This is a genomic window from Streptomyces sp. NPDC059534 (assembly GCF_042743475.1).
Lineage (GTDB): Bacteria > Actinomycetota > Actinomycetes > Streptomycetales > Streptomycetaceae > Streptomyces.
In genome coordinates this window covers 270,278-287,781 of the sequence record NZ_JBHWAQ010000005.1, presented here as the reverse complement: position 1 = coordinate 287,781, position 17,504 = coordinate 270,278, and the positions used below count along the sequence as shown (strand labels likewise).

General features: G+C 73.0%; 19 protein-coding genes. 6 read left to right on the top strand and 13 right to left on the bottom strand.

Annotated features, from left to right (window positions below; translation table 11 throughout):
* Positions 1-59: 59 nt before the first annotated feature.
* Positions 60-1,118: a phosphotransferase family protein gene (locus ACFVZH_RS08970; protein WP_384894781.1), complete on the top strand. Its 1,059-nt coding sequence runs from the start codon at positions 60-62 to the stop codon at positions 1,116-1,118.
* A gap of 257 nt (positions 1,119-1,375) precedes the next feature.
* Here ACFVZH_RS08970 and ACFVZH_RS08965 read toward each other — a convergent pair whose 3' ends face one another.
* From ACFVZH_RS08965 to ACFVZH_RS08935, 7 genes are all read right to left on the bottom strand, one after another.
* The gene (locus tag ACFVZH_RS08965) at positions 1,376-2,143 is read right to left on the bottom strand and encodes a rod shape-determining protein MreC (RefSeq protein ID WP_384894779.1); all 768 of its coding nucleotides are present in this window, start codon (positions 2,141-2,143) and stop codon (positions 1,376-1,378) included.
* A 120-nt stretch (positions 2,144-2,263) separates the two neighbouring features.
* Positions 2,264-3,451, bottom strand: coding sequence for a globin domain-containing protein (locus tag ACFVZH_RS08960; protein ID WP_384894777.1), 1,188 nt, complete (start codon positions 3,449-3,451; stop codon positions 2,264-2,266).
* 81 nt (positions 3,452-3,532) lie between these two features.
* Positions 3,533-3,976, bottom strand: coding sequence for an RrF2 family transcriptional regulator (locus ACFVZH_RS08955; RefSeq protein WP_384894775.1), 444 nt, complete (start codon positions 3,974-3,976; stop codon positions 3,533-3,535).
* Between the two features lie 37 nt (positions 3,977-4,013).
* Positions 4,014-4,949 (bottom strand): hypothetical protein, encoded by a 936-nt coding sequence (locus ACFVZH_RS08950; RefSeq protein ID WP_384894773.1) that lies wholly within the window; start codon positions 4,947-4,949, stop codon positions 4,014-4,016.
* A gap of 25 nt (positions 4,950-4,974) precedes the next feature.
* A complete protein-coding gene (locus ACFVZH_RS08945; RefSeq protein ID WP_384894771.1) occupies positions 4,975-5,376 on the bottom strand; it encodes an SHOCT domain-containing protein in 402 nt (133 codons plus the stop codon).
* A 286-nt stretch (positions 5,377-5,662) separates the two neighbouring features.
* Positions 5,663-6,112 (bottom strand): peroxiredoxin, encoded by a 450-nt coding sequence (locus ACFVZH_RS08940; RefSeq protein ID WP_384894769.1) that lies wholly within the window; start codon positions 6,110-6,112, stop codon positions 5,663-5,665.
* Positions 6,113-6,239: 127 nt separating this feature from the next.
* A complete protein-coding gene (locus ACFVZH_RS08935; RefSeq protein ID WP_384894767.1) occupies positions 6,240-6,839 on the bottom strand; it encodes a PadR family transcriptional regulator in 600 nt (199 codons plus the stop codon).
* A 201-nt stretch (positions 6,840-7,040) separates the two neighbouring features.
* On the opposite strand from ACFVZH_RS08935, the gene ACFVZH_RS08930 reads away from it, so the two are divergent.
* From ACFVZH_RS08930 to ACFVZH_RS08920, 3 genes are all read left to right on the top strand, one after another.
* Positions 7,041-7,526, top strand: a complete 486-nt coding sequence (locus ACFVZH_RS08930; protein WP_384894765.1) for an SRPBCC family protein — start codon at positions 7,041-7,043, stop codon at positions 7,524-7,526.
* A 136-nt stretch (positions 7,527-7,662) separates the two neighbouring features.
* Positions 7,663-9,012 (top strand): Ig-like domain-containing protein, encoded by a 1,350-nt coding sequence (locus tag ACFVZH_RS08925; protein WP_384894763.1) that lies wholly within the window; start codon positions 7,663-7,665, stop codon positions 9,010-9,012.
* Between the two features lie 135 nt (positions 9,013-9,147).
* On the top strand, positions 9,148-9,468 hold the full coding sequence (locus ACFVZH_RS08920; protein WP_384894761.1) for a CU044_2847 family protein: 321 nt from the start codon (positions 9,148-9,150) through the stop codon (positions 9,466-9,468).
* Here ACFVZH_RS08920 and ACFVZH_RS08915 read toward each other — a convergent pair.
* The 6 genes from ACFVZH_RS08915 to ACFVZH_RS08890 form a co-directional block, all read right to left on the bottom strand.
* Entirely contained in the window at positions 9,392-10,540 is a 1,149-nt protein-coding gene (locus tag ACFVZH_RS08915; RefSeq protein ID WP_384894759.1) for a threonine/serine exporter family protein, read from the bottom strand. The two genes, ACFVZH_RS08920 and ACFVZH_RS08915, sit on opposite strands and share 77 nt — an antisense overlap.
* A 183-nt stretch (positions 10,541-10,723) precedes the next feature.
* The gene (locus ACFVZH_RS08910) at positions 10,724-11,326 is read right to left on the bottom strand and encodes a GNAT family N-acetyltransferase (protein ID WP_384894757.1); all 603 of its coding nucleotides are present in this window, start codon (positions 11,324-11,326) and stop codon (positions 10,724-10,726) included.
* 101 nt (positions 11,327-11,427) lie between these two features.
* Positions 11,428-12,243, bottom strand: a complete 816-nt coding sequence (locus tag ACFVZH_RS08905; RefSeq protein ID WP_384894755.1) for an ABC transporter permease — start codon at positions 12,241-12,243, stop codon at positions 11,428-11,430.
* 22 nt (positions 12,244-12,265) lie between these two features.
* The gene (locus ACFVZH_RS08900; RefSeq protein WP_384894753.1) at positions 12,266-13,195 is read right to left on the bottom strand and encodes an ABC transporter permease; all 930 of its coding nucleotides are present in this window, start codon (positions 13,193-13,195) and stop codon (positions 12,266-12,268) included.
* A 10-nt stretch (positions 13,196-13,205) separates the two neighbouring features.
* On the bottom strand, positions 13,206-14,417 hold the full coding sequence (locus ACFVZH_RS08895; protein WP_384894751.1) for an ABC transporter substrate-binding protein: 1,212 nt from the start codon (positions 14,415-14,417) through the stop codon (positions 13,206-13,208).
* A gap of 97 nt (positions 14,418-14,514) precedes the next feature.
* A complete protein-coding gene (locus ACFVZH_RS08890) occupies positions 14,515-15,561 on the bottom strand; it encodes an ABC transporter ATP-binding protein (RefSeq protein ID WP_384894749.1) in 1,047 nt (348 codons plus the stop codon).
* A gap of 158 nt (positions 15,562-15,719) precedes the next feature.
* On the opposite strand from ACFVZH_RS08890, the gene ACFVZH_RS08885 reads away from it, so the two are divergent.
* Positions 15,720-16,568 (top strand): FadR/GntR family transcriptional regulator, encoded by an 849-nt coding sequence (locus ACFVZH_RS08885; protein WP_384894747.1) that lies wholly within the window; start codon positions 15,720-15,722, stop codon positions 16,566-16,568.
* Entirely contained in the window at positions 16,522-17,448 is a 927-nt protein-coding gene (locus ACFVZH_RS08880) for a cache domain-containing protein (RefSeq protein WP_384894745.1), read from the top strand. The genes ACFVZH_RS08885 and ACFVZH_RS08880 overlap by 47 nt, the downstream gene beginning before the upstream one ends.
* Positions 17,449-17,504: the final 56 nt, after the last annotated feature.

Here is a 17,504-nt window from a genome sequence, read left to right as displayed (position 1 = left end):
ACGCCGGCGGGGCCGGGGCGCTCGCTCACGCGTGCGAAGCTACGGATACGATCGTCGGCATGCTGAACCGAGTTCCGTTCAACGAGGCGCTGGTCTCCACCGTCGGCACCCCCCAGCAGGCCGAACTCCTGGACAGCAGTCCGCGGTCACGGGTGTGGCGGGTGCGGCTGGCCGACCGGCGGCTGGTGATCGTCAAGCAGGTCACCGACGGCGGGGACGCGGGCGCCGACGCGAACACGCGCTTCGCGCGGGAGGTCGCCGGGCTTCGCCTGGCGGGCCGGGCCTCCGGGCCCGCCGTGGCCCCCGCGGTGCTCGCCACGGACCCGTCCTCGCGGGTGATGGTCCTGGAGCACGTGGACGACCTCGGCAAGACGGACGACTGGATGCCGGGGTACGCCGAGTCGCTCGCCCGGCTCCACGCCCTGACCGGGCCCGCCGACGCGGGCGCTCTACCGGTCTGGTCGGGGCCCACGGCCGGCGACGCGGAGTCCTTCCTCACCCTGGCCAGGGCGCTCGACGTGCCCGTACCGTCCACCGTTCCCCATGAACTCGCCGGTCTCCTGGAGCGGCTGAACCCCGCCTCGCACCATGCGCTGCTGCACGGCGACCCCTGCCCCGGCAATGATCTGCGCACCGCCGACGGCGTCCGCTTCGTCGACTTCGAGCGGGCCTCGCTCGGCAACGGCCTGATCGAACTCGCCTACTTCCGCATAGGCTTTCCCACCTGCTGGTGTGCCATGTCGGTCACGGCGGCCCCGCTCACGGAGGTCGAGGACGTCTACCGGACCACCTGGCGCGGCCTCACCGGCAAGGACGTGCCGGGTGACATCGCCGACGCGTGCGCGGGCTGGCTGATCCAGGGCGACGCGCTCGTCGAGCGGGCCCACCGGGGGACGGTCGACCAGCTCGCCCGAGTGCCCGCCGAGGACTTCGAGTGGGGCAACGCCTCCGCCCGAGAACGCCTCGTCCACCGCCTGGGCGTGGTCGCCGACATCACCCGCGACCACGATCACCTGCACGCCCTCGGCCGCCTCAGCTCCGCCATGGCCGACCGCCTCCTCGAGCGCTGGGCGACCCTGCGTCCGCTGCCCACGCAGGACACCCGCCCTTGGTTCTAGGGGGTGTCGGTCAGACCGGGCTCGCGGCGTCTGGCACCGTGCCTCGCCGCGTTGTCGTCGGTCGGCATGGTCCCCCGTACCCCTTCGGGCACGGGGGTGCCCCCACCGCCATGACTCTCTCCTCCGCCTTGCGATCCGCCCACTCGGCCCTGGCGAGCCTGGCGGGCCGGGGGAGACCCCAGGCTCCGGACGCCGCTCCCTGGTCCGGCTTGAGATCCGGGCTGATCCGGCCTGACCGACAAGGCACCTCCTCGGCGTCAGTCGCGGGTGAGGGGCCCGGACGGATGGCGCAGGACCGAGGTGAGCATGAGGCCGGCGCCGCGGACGACGCTGGTCGCCGGGTCGTTTGCCAGGCGGAGGCGGGCGCGGAGGAGGTGGGCGAGGTGGCCCGTCACATCGAGGCGGAGTGCGCCGCCGCCGGTTACCAGGACCCCCCGGCGCAGGGCTCCGCGGACGGCGCCGGTGCTGTCGTGCCGCCACATGTCGCTCACCATGTCGGCGGTGGTCCCGGCGATCGTGTCGGGGACCCGCCCCGGCTCGGGTACGTCGTCGACCCCCACCTCGGCGAGGCGGGCGTCCTCCACGAGGCCGTCCACGACGAGGGTGACCTCGGTCAGCCGGGCGCCCAGGTCGACCACGAGGAGGGGGCCGCCGCCGGGCGGGGCCGAGTACGCCGCCGCGGCGCGGGCACTGTCGACGGCGATGACCCGTACCGGACCCAGACCGTCCATCATCCGGCGCGCCGCCTCCCGCTCCTCGGGGCCGGCGAGGACCGGGTGGGTCAGCATCACGACGGTGTCGTGCTCGCCGTCGCCCGGGGCCGAGGCGGTCAGCCGGCGCAGCAGCCGGAGCTGGGAGGCCGAGTCGGTGGTGTGGCCGCGCCGCACAGGACCGCTCGGCACGTCCGCGAAGACGCCCGCTCCCGGCGCCCAGGCGCGGGTCCGGGAGCTGCCGATGTCGAGGGCGATCCCGCGTACGGGCCGCCGTGTGCCCCGGCCCCCGACTGCTGATCCGAACGATCCCATCGCTTCCGTCCATTCGCTGCGGACCCGCTGATTGCGAGGCCGATATGGGGCTCACTATGCAGTATCCGCAGCGGGAGCGCTATGACGCACAGGGATCGAAGGTCAAGCGGTGAAGTGCGGTCAGTTCTCGGCGCCGAGCCACAGGTCGGGTCCGAACACCTCGTAGTGGATGTCGGCCGCCGCCGTGCCGGCGTCGAGGAGATCGCCGCGCACCGTGCGGAGGAAGGGGAGCGGCCCGCACAGGTAGGCGGTCGTGCCCGTCGGGAGGTCGAGCGCCGTGACGTCCGCGCGGCCCGGGCGGGCGTCGGAGTCGCCCGGCTCCTCGTACCAGAGGTGCAGCGTCCCGTGCGGCAGTGCGTCGACGAGGCGCCGGAGCTCGGCGGCGTGGGCGTGGGAGGCGGGGGAGCGGTCGGCGTGCACGACCGCGACCGGGCGGGTGGACCCGGTGGCCGCGAGGTGGTCGAGCATGGCCAGCATCGGGGTGCTGCCGATACCGGCGGAGGCGAGCAGCAGGGGGCTCTGGTCCTCCGGCAGCACCAGGTCGCCGAACGGTGCCGAGACCTCCACGGTGTCGCCCGCGCGGGCGTGGGCGTGCAGCCAGGAGGACACCTCGCCCGCCGGGTCGCCGTCGACCCGCTTCACGGTGATGCGCCACTGCGGACGGCCGGGTGCGGCGGACAGGCTGTACTGGCGGATCTGCCGGGCGCCGTCGGGCAGCTGGACCTGCACGCTCACGTACTGGCCGGGCCGGAACGAGGCGGTGGGGCTCCCGTCGGCGTGCCGCAGGACGAAGGACACCGTGTCGGCGGTCTCCTCTTGGCGCTCGGCGATCTCCATCGAGCGCCAGACCTCGCCCTCGGGGACGCCCGTCTCCTGGTAGAGCCGGGCCTCGATGGCGATGAGCGCGTTCGCCATCAGCCAGTACACCTCGTCCCAGGCCCGTGCGACCTCCGGGGTCACCGCTTCGCCGAGGACCTCCACGATGGCGGCGAAGAGGTGCTCGTGCACGACCTTGTACTGCGCCGAGGTCACGCCGAGGGAGGCGTGCTTGTGGGCGATCCGGGACAGCATCGCGTCGGGACGGCTGTCCGGGTTCTCGAGCAGGGCGACGGCGAAGGCGGCTATGGAGCCGGCGAGTGCCTTGCGCTGCTCGCCGTTGGTCTGGTTGCCCCGGTTGAACAGGTCGCGCAGCAGCTCGGGGTGTGCGGCGAAGAGGCGCGAGTAGAACCGCTCGGTGATCTGGTCGAGCGCGCCGCCGACGGCGGGCAGGGTGGCGCGTACAACCGGAATGGCCTGCTCGGACAGCATGGGAACTTCCAATCTGGTAGATGATCTGCGTATTAAAGAGCGTGCGTGTGGGGCTGACTGGCGCCTGGTGGCGCGGATGGTTCAGGAGGTGGGGCGTGGGGTGAGGGAGAGGAGTAGCGGACCCGTCGGCGAGGTCACGAGCTCTGTCACGGTGAGTGGGTCGAGCGCGCGGTAGAACGCCTCCTGTGCCTCGCGCAGCGCCCCCCGCAGCCGGCATGCCGCGCGCAGGGGACATGGCGGATCGCCCTCGCAGGCGACGACCTCCTCGTCGCCCTCCAGCGTGCGGGTCAGCCAGCCCACCGACGAGCGTCGGCCCAGTTCCGTCAGGGCCAGGCCGCCGCCGCGCCCGCGCCGCGCCTCGACCACGCCGAGGTGTTGGAGTCGGGTGACCACCTTCGCCATGTGGGCGTAGGGCACGTCCATCGACTCCGCCACCTCGCGGGTGGTGACGGATTCCTCCGGTGCGGTGACCGCCAGGCGCATCACGGCACGGAGCGCCAGGTCGGTGAACTTTGTCAGCCTCACGGTGTGACCGTATCAAAGTGGCATCTGCATGACGTATTCAGGGGGTGGGTCGGCGCCTGTGGCGTCGCCAGAGCCACCAGCCGCCGGTGAACAGGCAGCTGGCGGTGAGCACCATCCCGAGCACCGGCCATCGTCCACCGGCGATCCGGAGGTCCGAGGTGACGACCAGGAACACCGCGACCGCCGGGACGAGCAGGGATGCCAGCGCGCGCAGCAGTGCCAGACCCATGGCCGCGTCGACCCGGACCCCGCGCGGTACGCGCAGGTCGGGGGAGCCGACGTAGAAGACGGTGGCCCGGCCTGTCAGCCGCGTGGTGGCCCGCCAGTACATGACGGCCAGGTACGGGAGCCATACGAGCGGCGCCACCAGGCCGACGAGGAAGACGAGGCACGACAGCGCGATCTGGAAGATCCGGACGAGCTTCCCCGGGCCGTCCGTGGCCGGCGTGAGCAGGCCCAGGAGCCGCGCCATCCTGATCACCAGGCCCCACAGCGCCGCCCACCGTCCCCGCGTTTCCGGCCGGCGGGTGCGGGACGGAGCGGCGGTCAGCGCCGCGCGGGCCGCCGCGGTGTCCTCGTACACGCCCTGGAGGACGAGCAGTTCGGCTGCCCGCTCGGGGTCCGTGGCGTCCCGCCCCTCCGCAGCGGCGAGCTCGAAGATCATGCGGGCCTGGGACAGCAGGGCGCCGCAGAACGCGACGGGGATGAACAGCATGAAGGGACCGCCGACGAAGGCTCCCTCGGCGGTCACCGCCCGCCGCCCGCGCGTCACGATCAGGGCTCGCAGGGCCGCCGCGTCGGCATCGGGGTGGGCGGCCCGCAGGCGCTCGACGGCCTTTCCGGCGCCCGGCCCCATGCGGCGCAGGGCGAAGGAGGCCAGGGACTCCGGCAGCCTGCCCGGCTCCGCAGCGACCTCCCGCAGCAGGGAACCCGCGAGCCCGCCCGCCGGCGCCGCCCCGGCCTCCTTCCGCACCTCGGTCCGCCCTCCTTGCGCAGGGTCAGGCCAGGACCTTGGCCTTCGCCTTCTCGAATTCCTCGGGGGTGATGGCGCCCTTGTCCTTCAGCTCCGCCAGCCGGGCCAGTTCGTCGGTGGCGCTGCCGCCGCCCGCGGGCGCCGTCCCGGCCGTCTTGCGGATGTAGTCCTGGAACGCGGCCTCGCTCTCCTTGGCCTGCTTCATGTCACGCTGCCCCATGCTCCTGCCGCGGGCGATCACGTACACCAGCACCCCGAGGTAGGGGAGCAGGATGCAGAAGATCAGCCAGCCGGCCTTCGCCCAGCCGTTGAGCGAGTGGTCGCGGAAGATGTCGGTGATCACCTTGAACAGCAGGAAGAGCCACATGATCCAGATGAAGAACCACAGCATCGTCCAGAAGACGTCGAGGAGGGGATAGTCGTCCATTCCTGCACACTCCGTTCCCACCCGGCCGGGAGAGCCTGGCGTTGGAGTGAGTCTCACCCAGCCCTCGCGGCCCCGCACGTCGTGGCGGCCCGGCGTGCGGGCCTCACGCCGGCGTGTTCGGATGGAGGCCGCGGACCGCGAGTGGGCGGCACCCGAGGGCCCGGGCGGAGTGCCGTCCGGCCGAAAGCCCCGGGCCGCGCGCGCCGCGCAGCCCGGGAGTGGTCTCAGTCGCGGCGCAGCCCCAGAGACATGGCCTCAGTCGCCGCGCAGCCCGGGAGCCTTGGTCTCAGTCGCGGCGCAGGGCCGCCAGGGCGCGGTCCGCGTGGGCGCTCATCCGCAGTTCGCTGCGGACGACCTCGCGTACTCGCCGGTCCTGGCCGATCACGAACGTGACCCGCTTGGTCGGGGCGAGGGAGAACCCGCGCTTCACGCCGAACCGTTCGCGTATGGCGCCCTCGGTGTCGGACAGCAGGGGGTAGCCGAGGGAGTGCCGCTCGGCGAACTCCTGCTGCCGCTCCACGTCGTCCGAGCTGATCCCGACGGGGAGCGCCCCGACGGCACGGAACTCGGCCGCGAGGTCGCGGAAGTGACATGCCTCGGCCGTGCACCCGGGCGTCAGCGCGGCCGGGTAGAAGAAGAGCACGACCGGCCCCTCGGAAAGCAGTCCGCTGAGGGAGCGCGCCGCGCCCGTCTCGTCCGGAAGGCTGAAGTCCTCGACGAGGTCACCGACGTTCATGGAAGCCCATCCCCGATCAGTACCCGCATGCCACCGGCACCTCCGGTGGCCGGTCGGTGAGGCTACCGCAGGGTAGGGACCCGTCGGCACAGAGGGGTGGGTGAAGCCACCGGCCGAGGGTGTCGTGTCAGCCCCGGGGGGCCGCCTCCGCCCCCCGCACCGCCCCGGTCCGCGTGGCGGCGCGGCGGTCGAGCACCGCGAGGGCGCGTTCGCCCCACCGCAGGTTCTCCTCCTCGAAGAACCGGCCGCGCATCAGCGTGAGATAGGGCCCGACCCGCTCCGCCTCGGCGAGGTAGGTCTCCTCGTCCCGGCCGTCGAGCATCCATTCCCGCAGCCGGTCGTAGCGGGCGAGCTTGGCCTGGGCCGTCTCCATCCGCTGCGCCACGAAGCCGCGCACCGCCGTCGTGTCGCCCTCGTCGCACGCCTGCACCTGGACCAGGAGCTCGTCCCGTACGGCGCTCGGCCGCGGAGGTGTCGAGGTGTAGGCCGCCAGATCCCGCAGTCCCGGCTCCGTGAGGCTGAACATCCGCTTGTTCGGACGCCGTTCCTGCTCCACGACACGGGCGGTGATCAGCCCTGCCTCGTCGAGGCGGTCCAGCTCGCGGTAGAGCTGCTGCGGGGTGGCCGCCCAGAAGTTGGCGACGGACACGTCGAAGATCTTGGCCAGGTCGTATCCGGATGCCTCGCCCTCCAGGAGAGCTGCGAGGACGGCGTGCTTGAGCGACATTCCGACACGCTAGCAGCACGTTTAATAGTTTCCTCCGCACCTATTCACCAGTGTGACCCGCGGGTGTTCACAGGGGGGCCGGCGACTGTTCACCGGGGGCCCCACGGGCCGGACGGGTGTCCTTCGCTGGCACGTCCGTCCGGCGCCTGCCTAGGCTGGAGAGAGGCAGGACGCGGGGGAGCAGATCCGAGGGGCAGCGCGATGGACAGCGACTCGTTCGTCTACACCACCTATATCCGGACGACGCCCGACGAGCTCTGGCAGGCGCTCACGGACCCCGAGCTCACCCGGCGCTACTGGGGTGTGGCCTTCGAGACGGACTGGACTCCCGGAGCCCCCATGGTCTGGGACGAGGGCGGCCGCAGCACCGCCGACCCCGAGCAGGTCGTCCTCGCCGCCGAACCCGGCCGCCTTCTCTCGTACAGCTGGCACACCTTCACCCCCGCCTGGGCGGAGGCCGTCGGCCTCGGGCACGAGGTCTACGAACGCCTCGCCGCGGAGCGCAGATCGAAGGTGACCTTCGTGATCGAGCCTTCCGGCGACATCGTCAAACTCACGGTCACGCACGGGGACCTGGAGCCCGACGGGACCATCAGGGAGCTGATCGGCGAGGGGTGGCCCGCACTGATCGCCAGCCTCAAGTCCCTCCTGGAGACCGGTGAGGAGCTCCCCGAGCCCGCCCGCTGACCCATTCGAGTCGTCTCGCCCGCCACTCGCCCGCCACGCCCGGCGCCTTGATCATCTTTTCCTCTGTTGATCCGTTTTGATGTTCGGGTCGGCACCGCCCGCCGGCGTCGTCGTCCGGAAGGGGAGGGTGTCCGACGTGTCGTCACGCAGATACGTTCGGGGGTGGGGAGCGCTGTCCCTGGCCGTCGGAGCCGTACTCGTCGGTACGGCCGCCCAGTCGTCCACCGGCCGGGACACACGCCCCCGCGCCGCCCCCGACCCCACCGCCATCGTCACCGTCGACGGCTGCTCCGCCGACGGCGGGCTCTGCTCCGTGCCCCGCCACACCGCCGTCCTGACCGGCGGGCCCGTGCTCACCGGAGACCCGTTCCTGCTCGACACGCGGGTGTCCGGGCCCGTGGAGATCGCGCTGCGCACACCCGGCCTACTCGCCGACGTCACCGTCACCGACCAGCGCGGCCGCCAGGTCGCCGGTGCGTCGAGCGCCGACGGCACCCGGTGGACCAGCGCGGCGGTGCTGCCCACGGGGGCCCGGCTCGCCGCCCGCCTCGTCGTCGAACACACCGGGACGGGAGAGCCCCGTCGGCACATCGCCCGCCTGGACTTCCGCACCGCCGCGGAGCCGGCCGGGGAGCGGCTCACCGTCGCCTTCGGGCCGGAGGACGGCCGCACGTACGGTGTGGGCCGGCCGGTCACCGCCGAGCTCAGCCACCCGGTCCCGGCCGACGACCCCGCGGCCCGCCGTGCCGTCGAGCGAGCCCTCGACGTGCGGTCCGAACCCCACGTCGAGGGCTCCTGGTACTGGGTCGGCCCCTCCACCCTCCACTACCGGCCCCGTACCTTCTGGCCCGCCCGCGCCACGGTCCGGGTCCACAGCGGACTCGACGGGGTCCGGGTCGGACGCGGGCTCCACGGCGGCCCCTCGCGTCCCCTCACCTTCACCACCGGAGCCCGGGTCGAGGCCGTCACCGACGCCAGGGCCCTCACGATGACCGTCTCCGAGGACGGACGCGTTCTGCGCACCCTGCCGGTCACCACCGGGAAGGCGGGCTACCGCACCCGGGGCGGCATCAAGGTCGTCCTCGGAAAGGAGCCGCTCGTCCGCATGCGGGGCGACTCCATCGGCATCGCCCGCGGCAGCCGCGACTACTTCGACCTCAAGGTCCGTTGGGCCACCCGGGTGACCTGGAGCGGCGAGTACCTGCACGCGGCCCCCTGGTCCGTCGACGCGCAGGGCAACGAGAACGTCAGCCACGGCTGCACCGGCATGAGCACCGAGGACGCCGCCTGGCTGTTCCGCACGGTCCGCGAAGGGGACCTCGTCCGTGTGATCAACGGATACGGGGAGCCCATGAGCCCGTTCGACAACGGCTTCGGCGACTGGAACCTCAGCTGGCCCCAGTGGCAGCGCGGCAGCGCCTTCGACCCCGGCGCCGGCGTCGCCGCGGCCGGACCCGCAGCCGGTCCCTTCCGCCCGGAACTCTGAACGAGCGGTACGGGGGGTGTGTCCGCGCCGACGGTCACCGGCGCGCCACGCCGCCCGGCCGATGGGCGCGCCCCGCGTCGTACCCCTCGGTGATACTGACGTCCTGTCAGCTCACTCTCGACCCCAGGAGCCCCGATGCCGGACGTCACCGAAGTCGCGGTCGGGGACGCGACGCTTTACGTCGAGGCGCGATCCCTCGGCCCCGAAAGGGAGTTCGACGGCGAGCTCGAAGGGCTCGGCGACCACCTGCCCGACCTCTCCGCGGTCACCGAGGCCCTCTCCTCCTTCGCGGGGCAGATCGGTGACGCGCTGCACCAGGCGGCGCCGGACCGCGCGACCGTCGAGTTCGGCTGCCAACTGGGCCTGGCCGCCGGCAAGCTCACGGCACTCGTCGTCTCGGGCAACGCGAACGCGAGCCTGCGGGTGACGCTCGAATGGACGAAGAAGCCCCACTGAGCGCGGGGTCCCTCGCCGCGGGCTCAGAGACCGCCGCCGGCCGGAGGCTTCTCCGCCGTCGTCTCCCCGTCCGGGTCGGGCAGGGGAGAGGCCGGGGCGGCGCGGAGAAGTACAGCAGGAAGCCGAAGCCGAGCAGCAGCACCCCGGCCCAGGGCGCCCAGGCGCCCAGCGGATCGGACGCGGGGCCGCCCGCCGGGTGGGGCCGCAGCAGTTCGGTGCCGACCAGGATGCCGAGGGCCAGGAGCAGCAGGACGTTCACCGCCCCCGCCAGTCGGGCGATACCCGAGAGGGCCGCGCCGGTGGCGAGTTCGATGGCGCCGAGGGTCAGCGCGGCGCCCGGCAGGAAGGCGATCAGCGGCGGGACGTACAGGACCGTGGGCTCCTCGTGCAGGAGCGGCCCGGCCCATCGCAGGGACGCGGCCGTGACGAGGATCGCCGCGACCACCGGCAGGGCCGTACGGGCCGCCGGGAGCCGGTCGCCGAAGAGGCGCAGCAGACCGACGCCCAGGCCGAGCACCGCGTACCCGACGACGGCCGGGACGGTCGCGTGCCGCATCACGCCGAGCCCGATGGTGAGCAGGACGTAGCCCAGGACGGTGGTCGCCGGGCTGAACCGCTCCGGGCGCTCCCGCACCTCCCGGAGCGACCGTCGCGCGTCCTCGAAGGAGACCTCCTCGGCGCGCATCCGCTTCACCAGCGACTGCAGCGCCTCCACCTGGTCGAGCCGCAGGTCGGGCCCCTCGACCGGGGAGAAGTCCAGCTCACCGCCCCGCCCGTCGGGGCCGCCGCCGACCCGGACGAAGAGGCCGGTGGGGACGACGAAGGAGCGCACCCGCATTCCGTAACGGGCGGCCACGTCGTGCAGCGCGCCCTCCACCTCGGCCGTCCGTTCCCCGGCCCGGAGGAGCATGGCGCCGAGCTCGCAGAGCAGCGCGGCCAGGTCCCGCAACCGCTCCCTGCCGGCGTCCTCGGCCTCCGGCACGGTGACGGTGCTCCCGCCGCGCCGCCAGGGCCGCAGCGCCGCCGCCCGTCGGGCGGCGGCGCGCAGATCGAAGCGGGACAGCCTCACCACACGCGCCCGCTTCCCGTGGCGACGGCGCCACGCCTCCCCCGAAACGCAGACAAATTACGCATTTCGGAAAGGTAGCAGCGGGTGGGCGGTCGCGCGCCGCAGCCCAGCGGAGCCGGGCGGACGCCTTCTCGGGTCAAGCGGCGTGACGCGTTCTCGGATCAGGCGGTGGGACGCGTTCTCGGATCAGGCGGCGGGGCGCGGCTCGCGCCACATCCCCCACAACGTGGGTCCGCCGCCCGGCAGTCGCAGCTCCTCGCGCACGGCGAAGCCGAAGTGCTCGTACACCGGGAGGTTGGACTCCTTGGAGGACTCCAGGTAGGCGGGCATGCCCGCCGCGTCGGCCTTGGCGAGGCCCGAGCGCAGCAGGGCGGACCCCTGGCCCCGGCCCTGGGCGGCCGGGTCGGCGCCGATCAGGGCCAGGGACCAGTGGGGCTCCCGGGGCGTGTGCTCGGCGGCCGTCCGCACGGCCTCCCCGAACAGCCCGGCCCGGTCGCCGAGGATGTCCGTGAGCTCCTGGATGGTCTCGGCGTCGGGCACCGCCTTGGCCTGGGCCTCGGGCGCGACCCAGAACGCGGCGGCCGCGTCGGTGCGTTCGCACACGCCGTGGCGGACGTACTGGCGGGTGAAGAGCGTGGTGAAGTAGCGCCCCAGCGCGGTCGCGCGCGAGGTCTCTTCGGGGAAGAACCAGCGCATCATCGGGTCGTCGTCGAAAGCGCGGGTCAGGACGCGGCTGATGGCCGCGGCGTCGTCGATCGTTGCCGTTTTGGGCATGTTCGTTATCGCCATAAGGGTCATTGTGCCCCTTGATGATCTTGAACGGTCGACGGGGGGTCGGATCCGGATCCGACCCCCCGTGCCGGGTGCCCGGCCGGGGCCGGACACCCGTCTCAGACGCGTCCGCCGCCCGCCGTGTCCGACGACAGCCGCTGGGCGGCGTAGATCGGCACGACCGACAGCAGGACCAGTGCCGCGGCCACCACGCTGACCACCGGCGCCTGCTGAGGGCGAGTCATGTTCTCGAAGATCCAGACCGGCAGTGTCCGCACCCCCGGCCCCGCCGTGAAGGTGGTCACCACGATCTCGTCGAAGGAGAGCGCGAAGGCGAGCAGGCCGCCCGCGAGGAGCGCGGAGCGCAGCAGCGGGAAGGTGACGTCCCGGAAGGTGCGGAACGTGTGCGCGCCGAGGTCCATCGCCGCCTCCTCGTACGAGCCGGGGAGTCTGCGCAGCCGGGCCACCACGTTGTTGAAGACCACCACGATGCAGAAGGTCGCGTGGCCGACGACCACGGTGAACATGCCGAGGCCCACCCCGAGCGGCCGCAGCACCGTGCCGAAGGCCGAGTTGAGCGCGATGCCGGTGACGATGCCGGGCAGCGCGATCGGCAGCACCACCGCGAAGGAGACGGCCTCGCGCCCGAAGAACGAGTGGCGCTGCACCGCGAAGGCGATCAGCGTGCCGAGCACCAGCGCCACCGCCGTCGCCGCCAGCCCCGCCCGCACCGAGGTCCACAGGGCCGCGCGTGCGCCCTCGTTGTCCCAGGCGGCCGCCCACCAGTCGAGCGTCAGCCCCGGTGGGGGCCAGCTCGCCGAGCGGTCGGGGTTCAGCGAGCCGAGCAGCACGAGCAGCAACGGCAGGTAGATCACCGCGAAGCCGAGGCCGGCCGCGGTGCGCAGCGCGATCCGCGCGGGTCGGGAGAGGTTCATCGGTCGCGGTCCTTCCGGCCGGTCACAGGCTGCGCAGCGCGCCGGAGCGCCGCACCGCGAGCAGGTACACCACGATGACGGCGACCGGCACGGTGCCGAGCGCGGCGGCCAGCGGCAGGTTGAGGGTGACGTTGGAGTAGACGAGGTTGCCGATCAGCTGGGTCTTGCCGCCGACGATCTGCACCGTGATGTAGTCGCCGAGACTCAGCGAGAAGGTGAAGACGGACCCGGCGGCCACCGCCGGCCACACCATCGGCAGGACGACGGAGACGAAGGTGCGGCCCGCCCGCGCGCCGAGGTCGGCCGAGGCGTGCAGCAGGCTGTCGGGAAGCTGCACGAGCGCCGTGTGGATCGGCAGCGCCATGTACGGCAGCCAGAGGTAGGTCAGGACGAGCACCGTGGCCGTGAGTCCGTACCCCGGGCCGCTGAGCCCGAACGGCCGCAGCGCCCAGTCCAGTGGGCCGCCCTCCGACAGGATCAGCCGCCACGCGTACACCTTGACGAGATACCCGGCCCACAGCGGCATGAGCAGCGCCACGACGAACAGCGGCCGGCGGCGCGGCGGGGCCACCCGGGCCGTGTAGAAGGCGAGCGGGAAGGCGATGAGGGCGCAGAGCGCGGTCACCGCGAGGGCGACGGCGACGGTGCGCAGGGCGACCGTCCGGTAGACGGGGGAGGCGACCAGTTCCTCGAAGTTCTGCGAGGTCCAGATCCGTACGACCTCGGAGGTGAAGCTGTCGGTCGTCCAGAAGGCGGAGAGGAACAGCGCCGCGAGGGAGCCGAGATAGGCGAGGACCAGCCAGAGCAGCGGCGCCGTGAGCAGGGCCGCGAGCCGCAGCCGGGGGCGGCGGTGCAGGGCCCCGGCGAGCCGCCTGACCGGACCGCGGGCCCGGTCCGGCCCGGCCGTGGCAGTGGCTCCGGCGGCGCGCGGGGAGGGGGAGAGGGTGGTCATGGCGCCCGGATCAGCCCTTGATCTCGTTCCATGCCTGGACCCACTTCGCGTACGGGACGCAGCGCGTGTCCGTACGCCCGTCGAGGCACTGCTCGATCGGCGTGGTCCAGAAGTGCACCTGCTTCCAGTAGCCCTCGTCGGTGGCGTGGAAGGTGGCGCAGTGGTTCTTGTCGGCCGTCTCGGCGCACGACTTCGCGTTGGCCGGGGCCTCGCCGAAGTACTCGGCGACCTGGGCGTTGGTCTTCGGCGAGACGATCCAGTCGAGCCACTTGTAGGCGCAGGTGGGGTGCTTGGCCTTGGCCGAGACCATCCAGGTGTCGGACCAGCCGGTCGAGCCCTCCTTGGGCAGGACCGCGTCGATCTTCGCGCCCTCGGCCTTCGCCAGGTTGGCGATGACCTGCCAGCTGGTCCCGACGACGGAGTCGCCGCTCTTGAAGGCGGAGATCTCCTTGAGGTAGTCGCTCCAGTACTCGCCGATGTGCGCGTTCTGCTCCTTGAGCAGGGCGACCGAGGCGTCGAACTGCTTCCGGTCGAGCGCGTACGGGTTCTCGATGCCGAGCTCCGGCTTGGTCGCCTTGAGGTACAGGGCGGCGTCCGCGAGGTAGATGGGGGAGTCGTAGGCGGTGACCTTCCCGCTGTGCGCCGCCGCCTTGTCGAAGACGGCGGACCAGGAGTCGGGGGCGGGCTTCACCTTGTCCGTGTCGTACATGAGGAGGTTGGCGCCGCGGCCGTGCGGGATGCCGTAGGCGACGCCCTTCACGGAGTTCCAGTCCTTGTTCTTGAGCCCGGCGAAGACGTCGGCGTAGTTCGGGACCAGCGCCGTGTTGACGGGGGCCGCGTCACCGGAGGCGATGAGCCGCAGGGAGGCGTCGCCGGACGCGGAGACGGCGTCGTACGCGCCCGTCTTCATCAGCGACACCATCTCGTCGGAGGTCGCCGCGGTCTTGGTGTTCACCTGGCAGCCGGTCTGCTTCTCGAATGCGCCGACCCAGTCGACCTTCGGGTCGTTGGAGCCGTCCTCGACGTACCCGGCCCAGGCGATGAGGTTGACCTCGCCCTCGGCCTCGCCGAGCGCGGTGGGTGCCTTCAGATCGGGCGGGTTGAGACCGCCGGCCTTCCCGGAACCGGCCGGGTCCGCCGATCCGCAGGCGGTCACGAGGAGCAGTCCGGAGACGGCTGCTGCGGTCAGGAGGGAGCGGTGCGGGCGCACGTGGTTCTCCATTGCGTGAGGGGGCGGTGAGGGGGCGTGACGGGGGCGCGTGCGGAGTGGGGGCGCTGTTCGCCGGGGTTCGCGTGGGCGCGGGAGCGCGAAGGCGCTGTTACGGGGTCTCGGGGACGCGTACGGCGTGGCGCGGGTCCCAGCGGAGGCCGATCCGGGCGCCGCGGAAGCCGGCGAGGTCGGCGGAGGAGGTCTCCAGGTTCTGCTGGACGGCGGTGAGCCGGCCGCCCGTGTCGAGGTCGACCAGGAAGCGGGTCGAGTCGCCGAGGTAGACGACCTCCGCGACCGTGCCGACGGCGGTGGCGACGCCCGGTTCGCCGGGCGAGCGGAGTGCGGCGGGGTCGGTGACGACACGGATCTTCTCCGGCCTGATGCTGTACGTGCCCGGTGCCCCGACCACCCGTCGGGCGGTGTCGCCGCTGAGCAGGTTGGAGGTGCCGACGAAGCCGGCGACGAAGGGGCTCCCGGGGCGCTCGTAGATCTCGGCGGGGGTCCCGACCTGTTCGATCCGGCCCTGGTGGAAGACGGCGATCCGGTCGCTCATGGTCAGGGCCTCCTCCTGGTCGTGGGTGACGAACACGAAGGTGATGCCGACCTCGCGCTGGATCTCCTTGAGCTCGACCTGCATCCGCTCGCGGAGCTTGAGGTCGAGCGCGCCCAGCGGTTCGTCGAGCAGCAGCACGCGGGGGCGGCCGACGAGCGCGCGGGCGAGGGCGACCCGCTGGCGCTGGCCGCCGGAGAGCTCGGCGGGCCGGCGCCTGCCGAGTCCGTCGAGCCCGACCCGGACGAGGAAGGCACGGGCCCGCACCAGGCGCTCGGCGCGTGGCACCCCGCGCACCTTGAGGGGGTAGGCGACGTTCTGTTCGACCGACATGTGGGGGAAGAGCGCGTAGTCCTGGAAGACGGTGTGGACGTCGCGCTCGAAGGGTGCGAGCCGGGTGACGTCCCGGCCGGCCAGCTCGACGGTCCCCGCGCTCGGCGGTTCGAATCCGGCGATCATCCGCAGCACGGTGGTCTTCCCGGATCCCGAGGGGCCGAGCATCGAGAAGAACTCGCCGTCGGTGATCTCCAGGTCCACGCCGGCGACGGCCTCGGTCCGGCCGTAGGTCTTGCGCAGTCCCGTCAGCCGGATCGCCATTCCCTCCATGGGCGGGAACCTTTCTGGTGCGGTGGAGCGTTGCTCGGGCGTGGCCGTAAACATATGAAGTCATAGTTCAAATCTCAAGACCCCTTTAAGGTAAAGGCTGAGTCAACGCTCAACGCTCAACGCTCAACGCTCAAGCTCGACGCGCGAGGTGGTTCACCGTGAGACCGAACGGCAAGCCCGACGACGGGGGCGGAGCGGCCGGGGCGGGCACCGCCCGCAGGGCCGTCTTCACCCCGGTCGACACCCGCGCGCGCGTGGACACCGTCGTCCGCCGCATCGCCGACGCCATCGAGCTCGGACTCCTCGCCGACGGGGAGCAGTTGCCCGGCGAGACCGAACTCGCCGGCCAGCTCGGCGTCTCCACCGTCACCCTGCGCGAAGCGCTCATGGCCCTGCGGCAGCAGGGGCTCGTCACCACCCGCCGCGGCCGCGGCGGCGGCAGCTTCGTCACTCTCCCCGACAACCCTCCCGAGGAGCGGCTGCGCGCCCGCCTCGCCGACTGGTCCACCGAGGAACTCCGCGACCTCGGCGACCACTGGGCCGCCGTCTCCGGGGCCGCCGCCCTGCTCGCCGCCCGCCGCACCCAGCCCGGCGACCTGCGCCCCCTCACCCGTACGGTCGAGGAACTCACGGCCGCCGAGGATCCGGCCTCCCGCGGCCGGCTCTACGGGCGCTTCCACGTCGAACTCGCCGCCGCCGCGCAGTCCGCCCGGCTCACCCGCGAGGAGATCGCCCTCCAGACGGACCTGGGCGCCCTGCTCTGCCTCGTCCTCGACCCGGCCCATCTCGCCGTTCTGTCGGATCGTCACCGCGCCGTGATCTCCGCCGTGCAGGATGAGGCCGACGAGCGGGCCAGAACGCTCGCCGAGACATGCGTACGGGAGTCGGTGGAGCGGCTGATCGCGCTGCGCCTCGCCGCCCCCGGCCGCGCAGCCGAGCCTCGTTCCCAGGAGGACACGCATGGCCAGGAGCACCGGGCTCGCGGGCCCCGCAGGGGCCACCACTGAGACCGCGCGCGCCCAGGACGGACCGGCCGCGGCCGCGAAGGCCCGGACCGCGACGGCCGTGACGGCGACCGCCGAAACCGCCGGGAGCGCCACCCCGGCGGCCGGGGCCCCGCGCGCCGGTGCGGCGGTGCCGGACGCGGACGGCGGCCCCGTCGCCGAGGTCGTGCGCAGGGTGCGGGACGCGCTCGAACAGGTCTTCACCGTCGTCGCCGAGACCGGCGCCGACACGAGCGCCGCGCTCGCCGACGTGTCGACGGCGGGACGCCGGCCCGTCGCCACCGACCTGGCCGCCCTGCGCCCCGGCCTGCGCGCCCGCCTCGCCGCCCTCCCGCTCGTCTCCGGCGTGGGGTTCGTCGCCGCGCCCGGCCTCCTCGCCGACGTCCCCGGTTGCCTCGAATGGTGGCAGCGCGGACCCGGCGGAGCCGTACGCCCGCTCCTCCTCGACCTCGACCCGGAGCACTCCGCGTACTCCGACTACACGCACTGGGACTGGTACACCCTGCCCCGTGACACCGGCCGTCGGGCCGTCGCGGGACCCTACGTCGACTACCTCTGCTCCGACGAGTACGGCCTCACGCTCTCCGCACCGGTCACGCACGCCGGGCGGTTCGTCGGGGTGGCCGCGGCCGACGTCTACCTGCGCCACTTCGAGGCGATCGTGCTGCCCGTGCTCCAGCGGCTGCCGGTGCCGGCCCGGCTCGTCAACGCACGGGGCCGGGTCGCCGCCTCCACCGACCCCGCCCACCTCGCCGGATCCCTCACCAGGGGACCGGACTTCGCCGCCGTCCTCGCCGGCCCGCCCGCCGAGCACCACGCCGACGGCCTCCGCCTGCTGCCCTGCGGCGGCGCCCCGCTCGTCCTGGTCACCGCCGCGGACTGAGCGGCGCCCCGCCGTCGCCCCCGTGGTGCCCCGCTGTCCCCTTCACCGTGGCGCTG

What these genes read in the sequence shown, in the direction of transcription:
- ACFVZH_RS08935 (WP_384894767.1), bottom strand. Translation starts at nt 6,839, where the DNA reads ATGTCGCTCAAGCACGCCGTCCTCGCAGCTCTCCTGGAGGGCGAGGCA.
- ACFVZH_RS08910 (WP_384894757.1), bottom strand. Translation starts at nt 11,326, where the DNA reads ATGGCGATAACGAACATGCCCAAAACGGCAACGATCGACGACGCCGCG.
- ACFVZH_RS08895 (WP_384894751.1), bottom strand. Translation starts at nt 14,417, where the DNA reads ATGGAGAACCACGTGCGCCCGCACCGCTCCCTCCTGACCGCAGCAGCC.
- ACFVZH_RS08940 (WP_384894769.1), bottom strand. Translation starts at nt 6,112, where the DNA reads ATGAACGTCGGTGACCTCGTCGAGGACTTCAGCCTTCCGGACGAGACG.
- ACFVZH_RS08970 (WP_384894781.1), top strand. Translation starts at nt 60, where the DNA reads ATGCTGAACCGAGTTCCGTTCAACGAGGCGCTGGTCTCCACCGTCGGC.
- ACFVZH_RS08880 (WP_384894745.1), top strand. Translation starts at nt 16,522, where the DNA reads ATGGCCAGGAGCACCGGGCTCGCGGGCCCCGCAGGGGCCACCACTGAG.
- ACFVZH_RS08945 (WP_384894771.1), bottom strand. Translation starts at nt 5,376, where the DNA reads ATGGACGACTATCCCCTCCTCGACGTCTTCTGGACGATGCTGTGGTTC.
- ACFVZH_RS08920 (WP_384894761.1), top strand. Translation starts at nt 9,148, where the DNA reads ATGCCGGACGTCACCGAAGTCGCGGTCGGGGACGCGACGCTTTACGTC.
- ACFVZH_RS08930 (WP_384894765.1), top strand. Translation starts at nt 7,041, where the DNA reads ATGGACAGCGACTCGTTCGTCTACACCACCTATATCCGGACGACGCCC.
- ACFVZH_RS08890 (WP_384894749.1), bottom strand. Translation starts at nt 15,561, where the DNA reads ATGGAGGGAATGGCGATCCGGCTGACGGGACTGCGCAAGACCTACGGC.
- ACFVZH_RS08905 (WP_384894755.1), bottom strand. Translation starts at nt 12,243, where the DNA reads ATGAACCTCTCCCGACCCGCGCGGATCGCGCTGCGCACCGCGGCCGGC.
- ACFVZH_RS08900 (WP_384894753.1), bottom strand. Translation starts at nt 13,195, where the DNA reads ATGACCACCCTCTCCCCCTCCCCGCGCGCCGCCGGAGCCACTGCCACG.
- ACFVZH_RS08965 (WP_384894779.1), bottom strand. Translation starts at nt 2,143, where the DNA reads ATGGGATCGTTCGGATCAGCAGTCGGGGGCCGGGGCACACGGCGGCCC.
- ACFVZH_RS08960 (WP_384894777.1), bottom strand. Translation starts at nt 3,451, where the DNA reads ATGCTGTCCGAGCAGGCCATTCCGGTTGTACGCGCCACCCTGCCCGCC.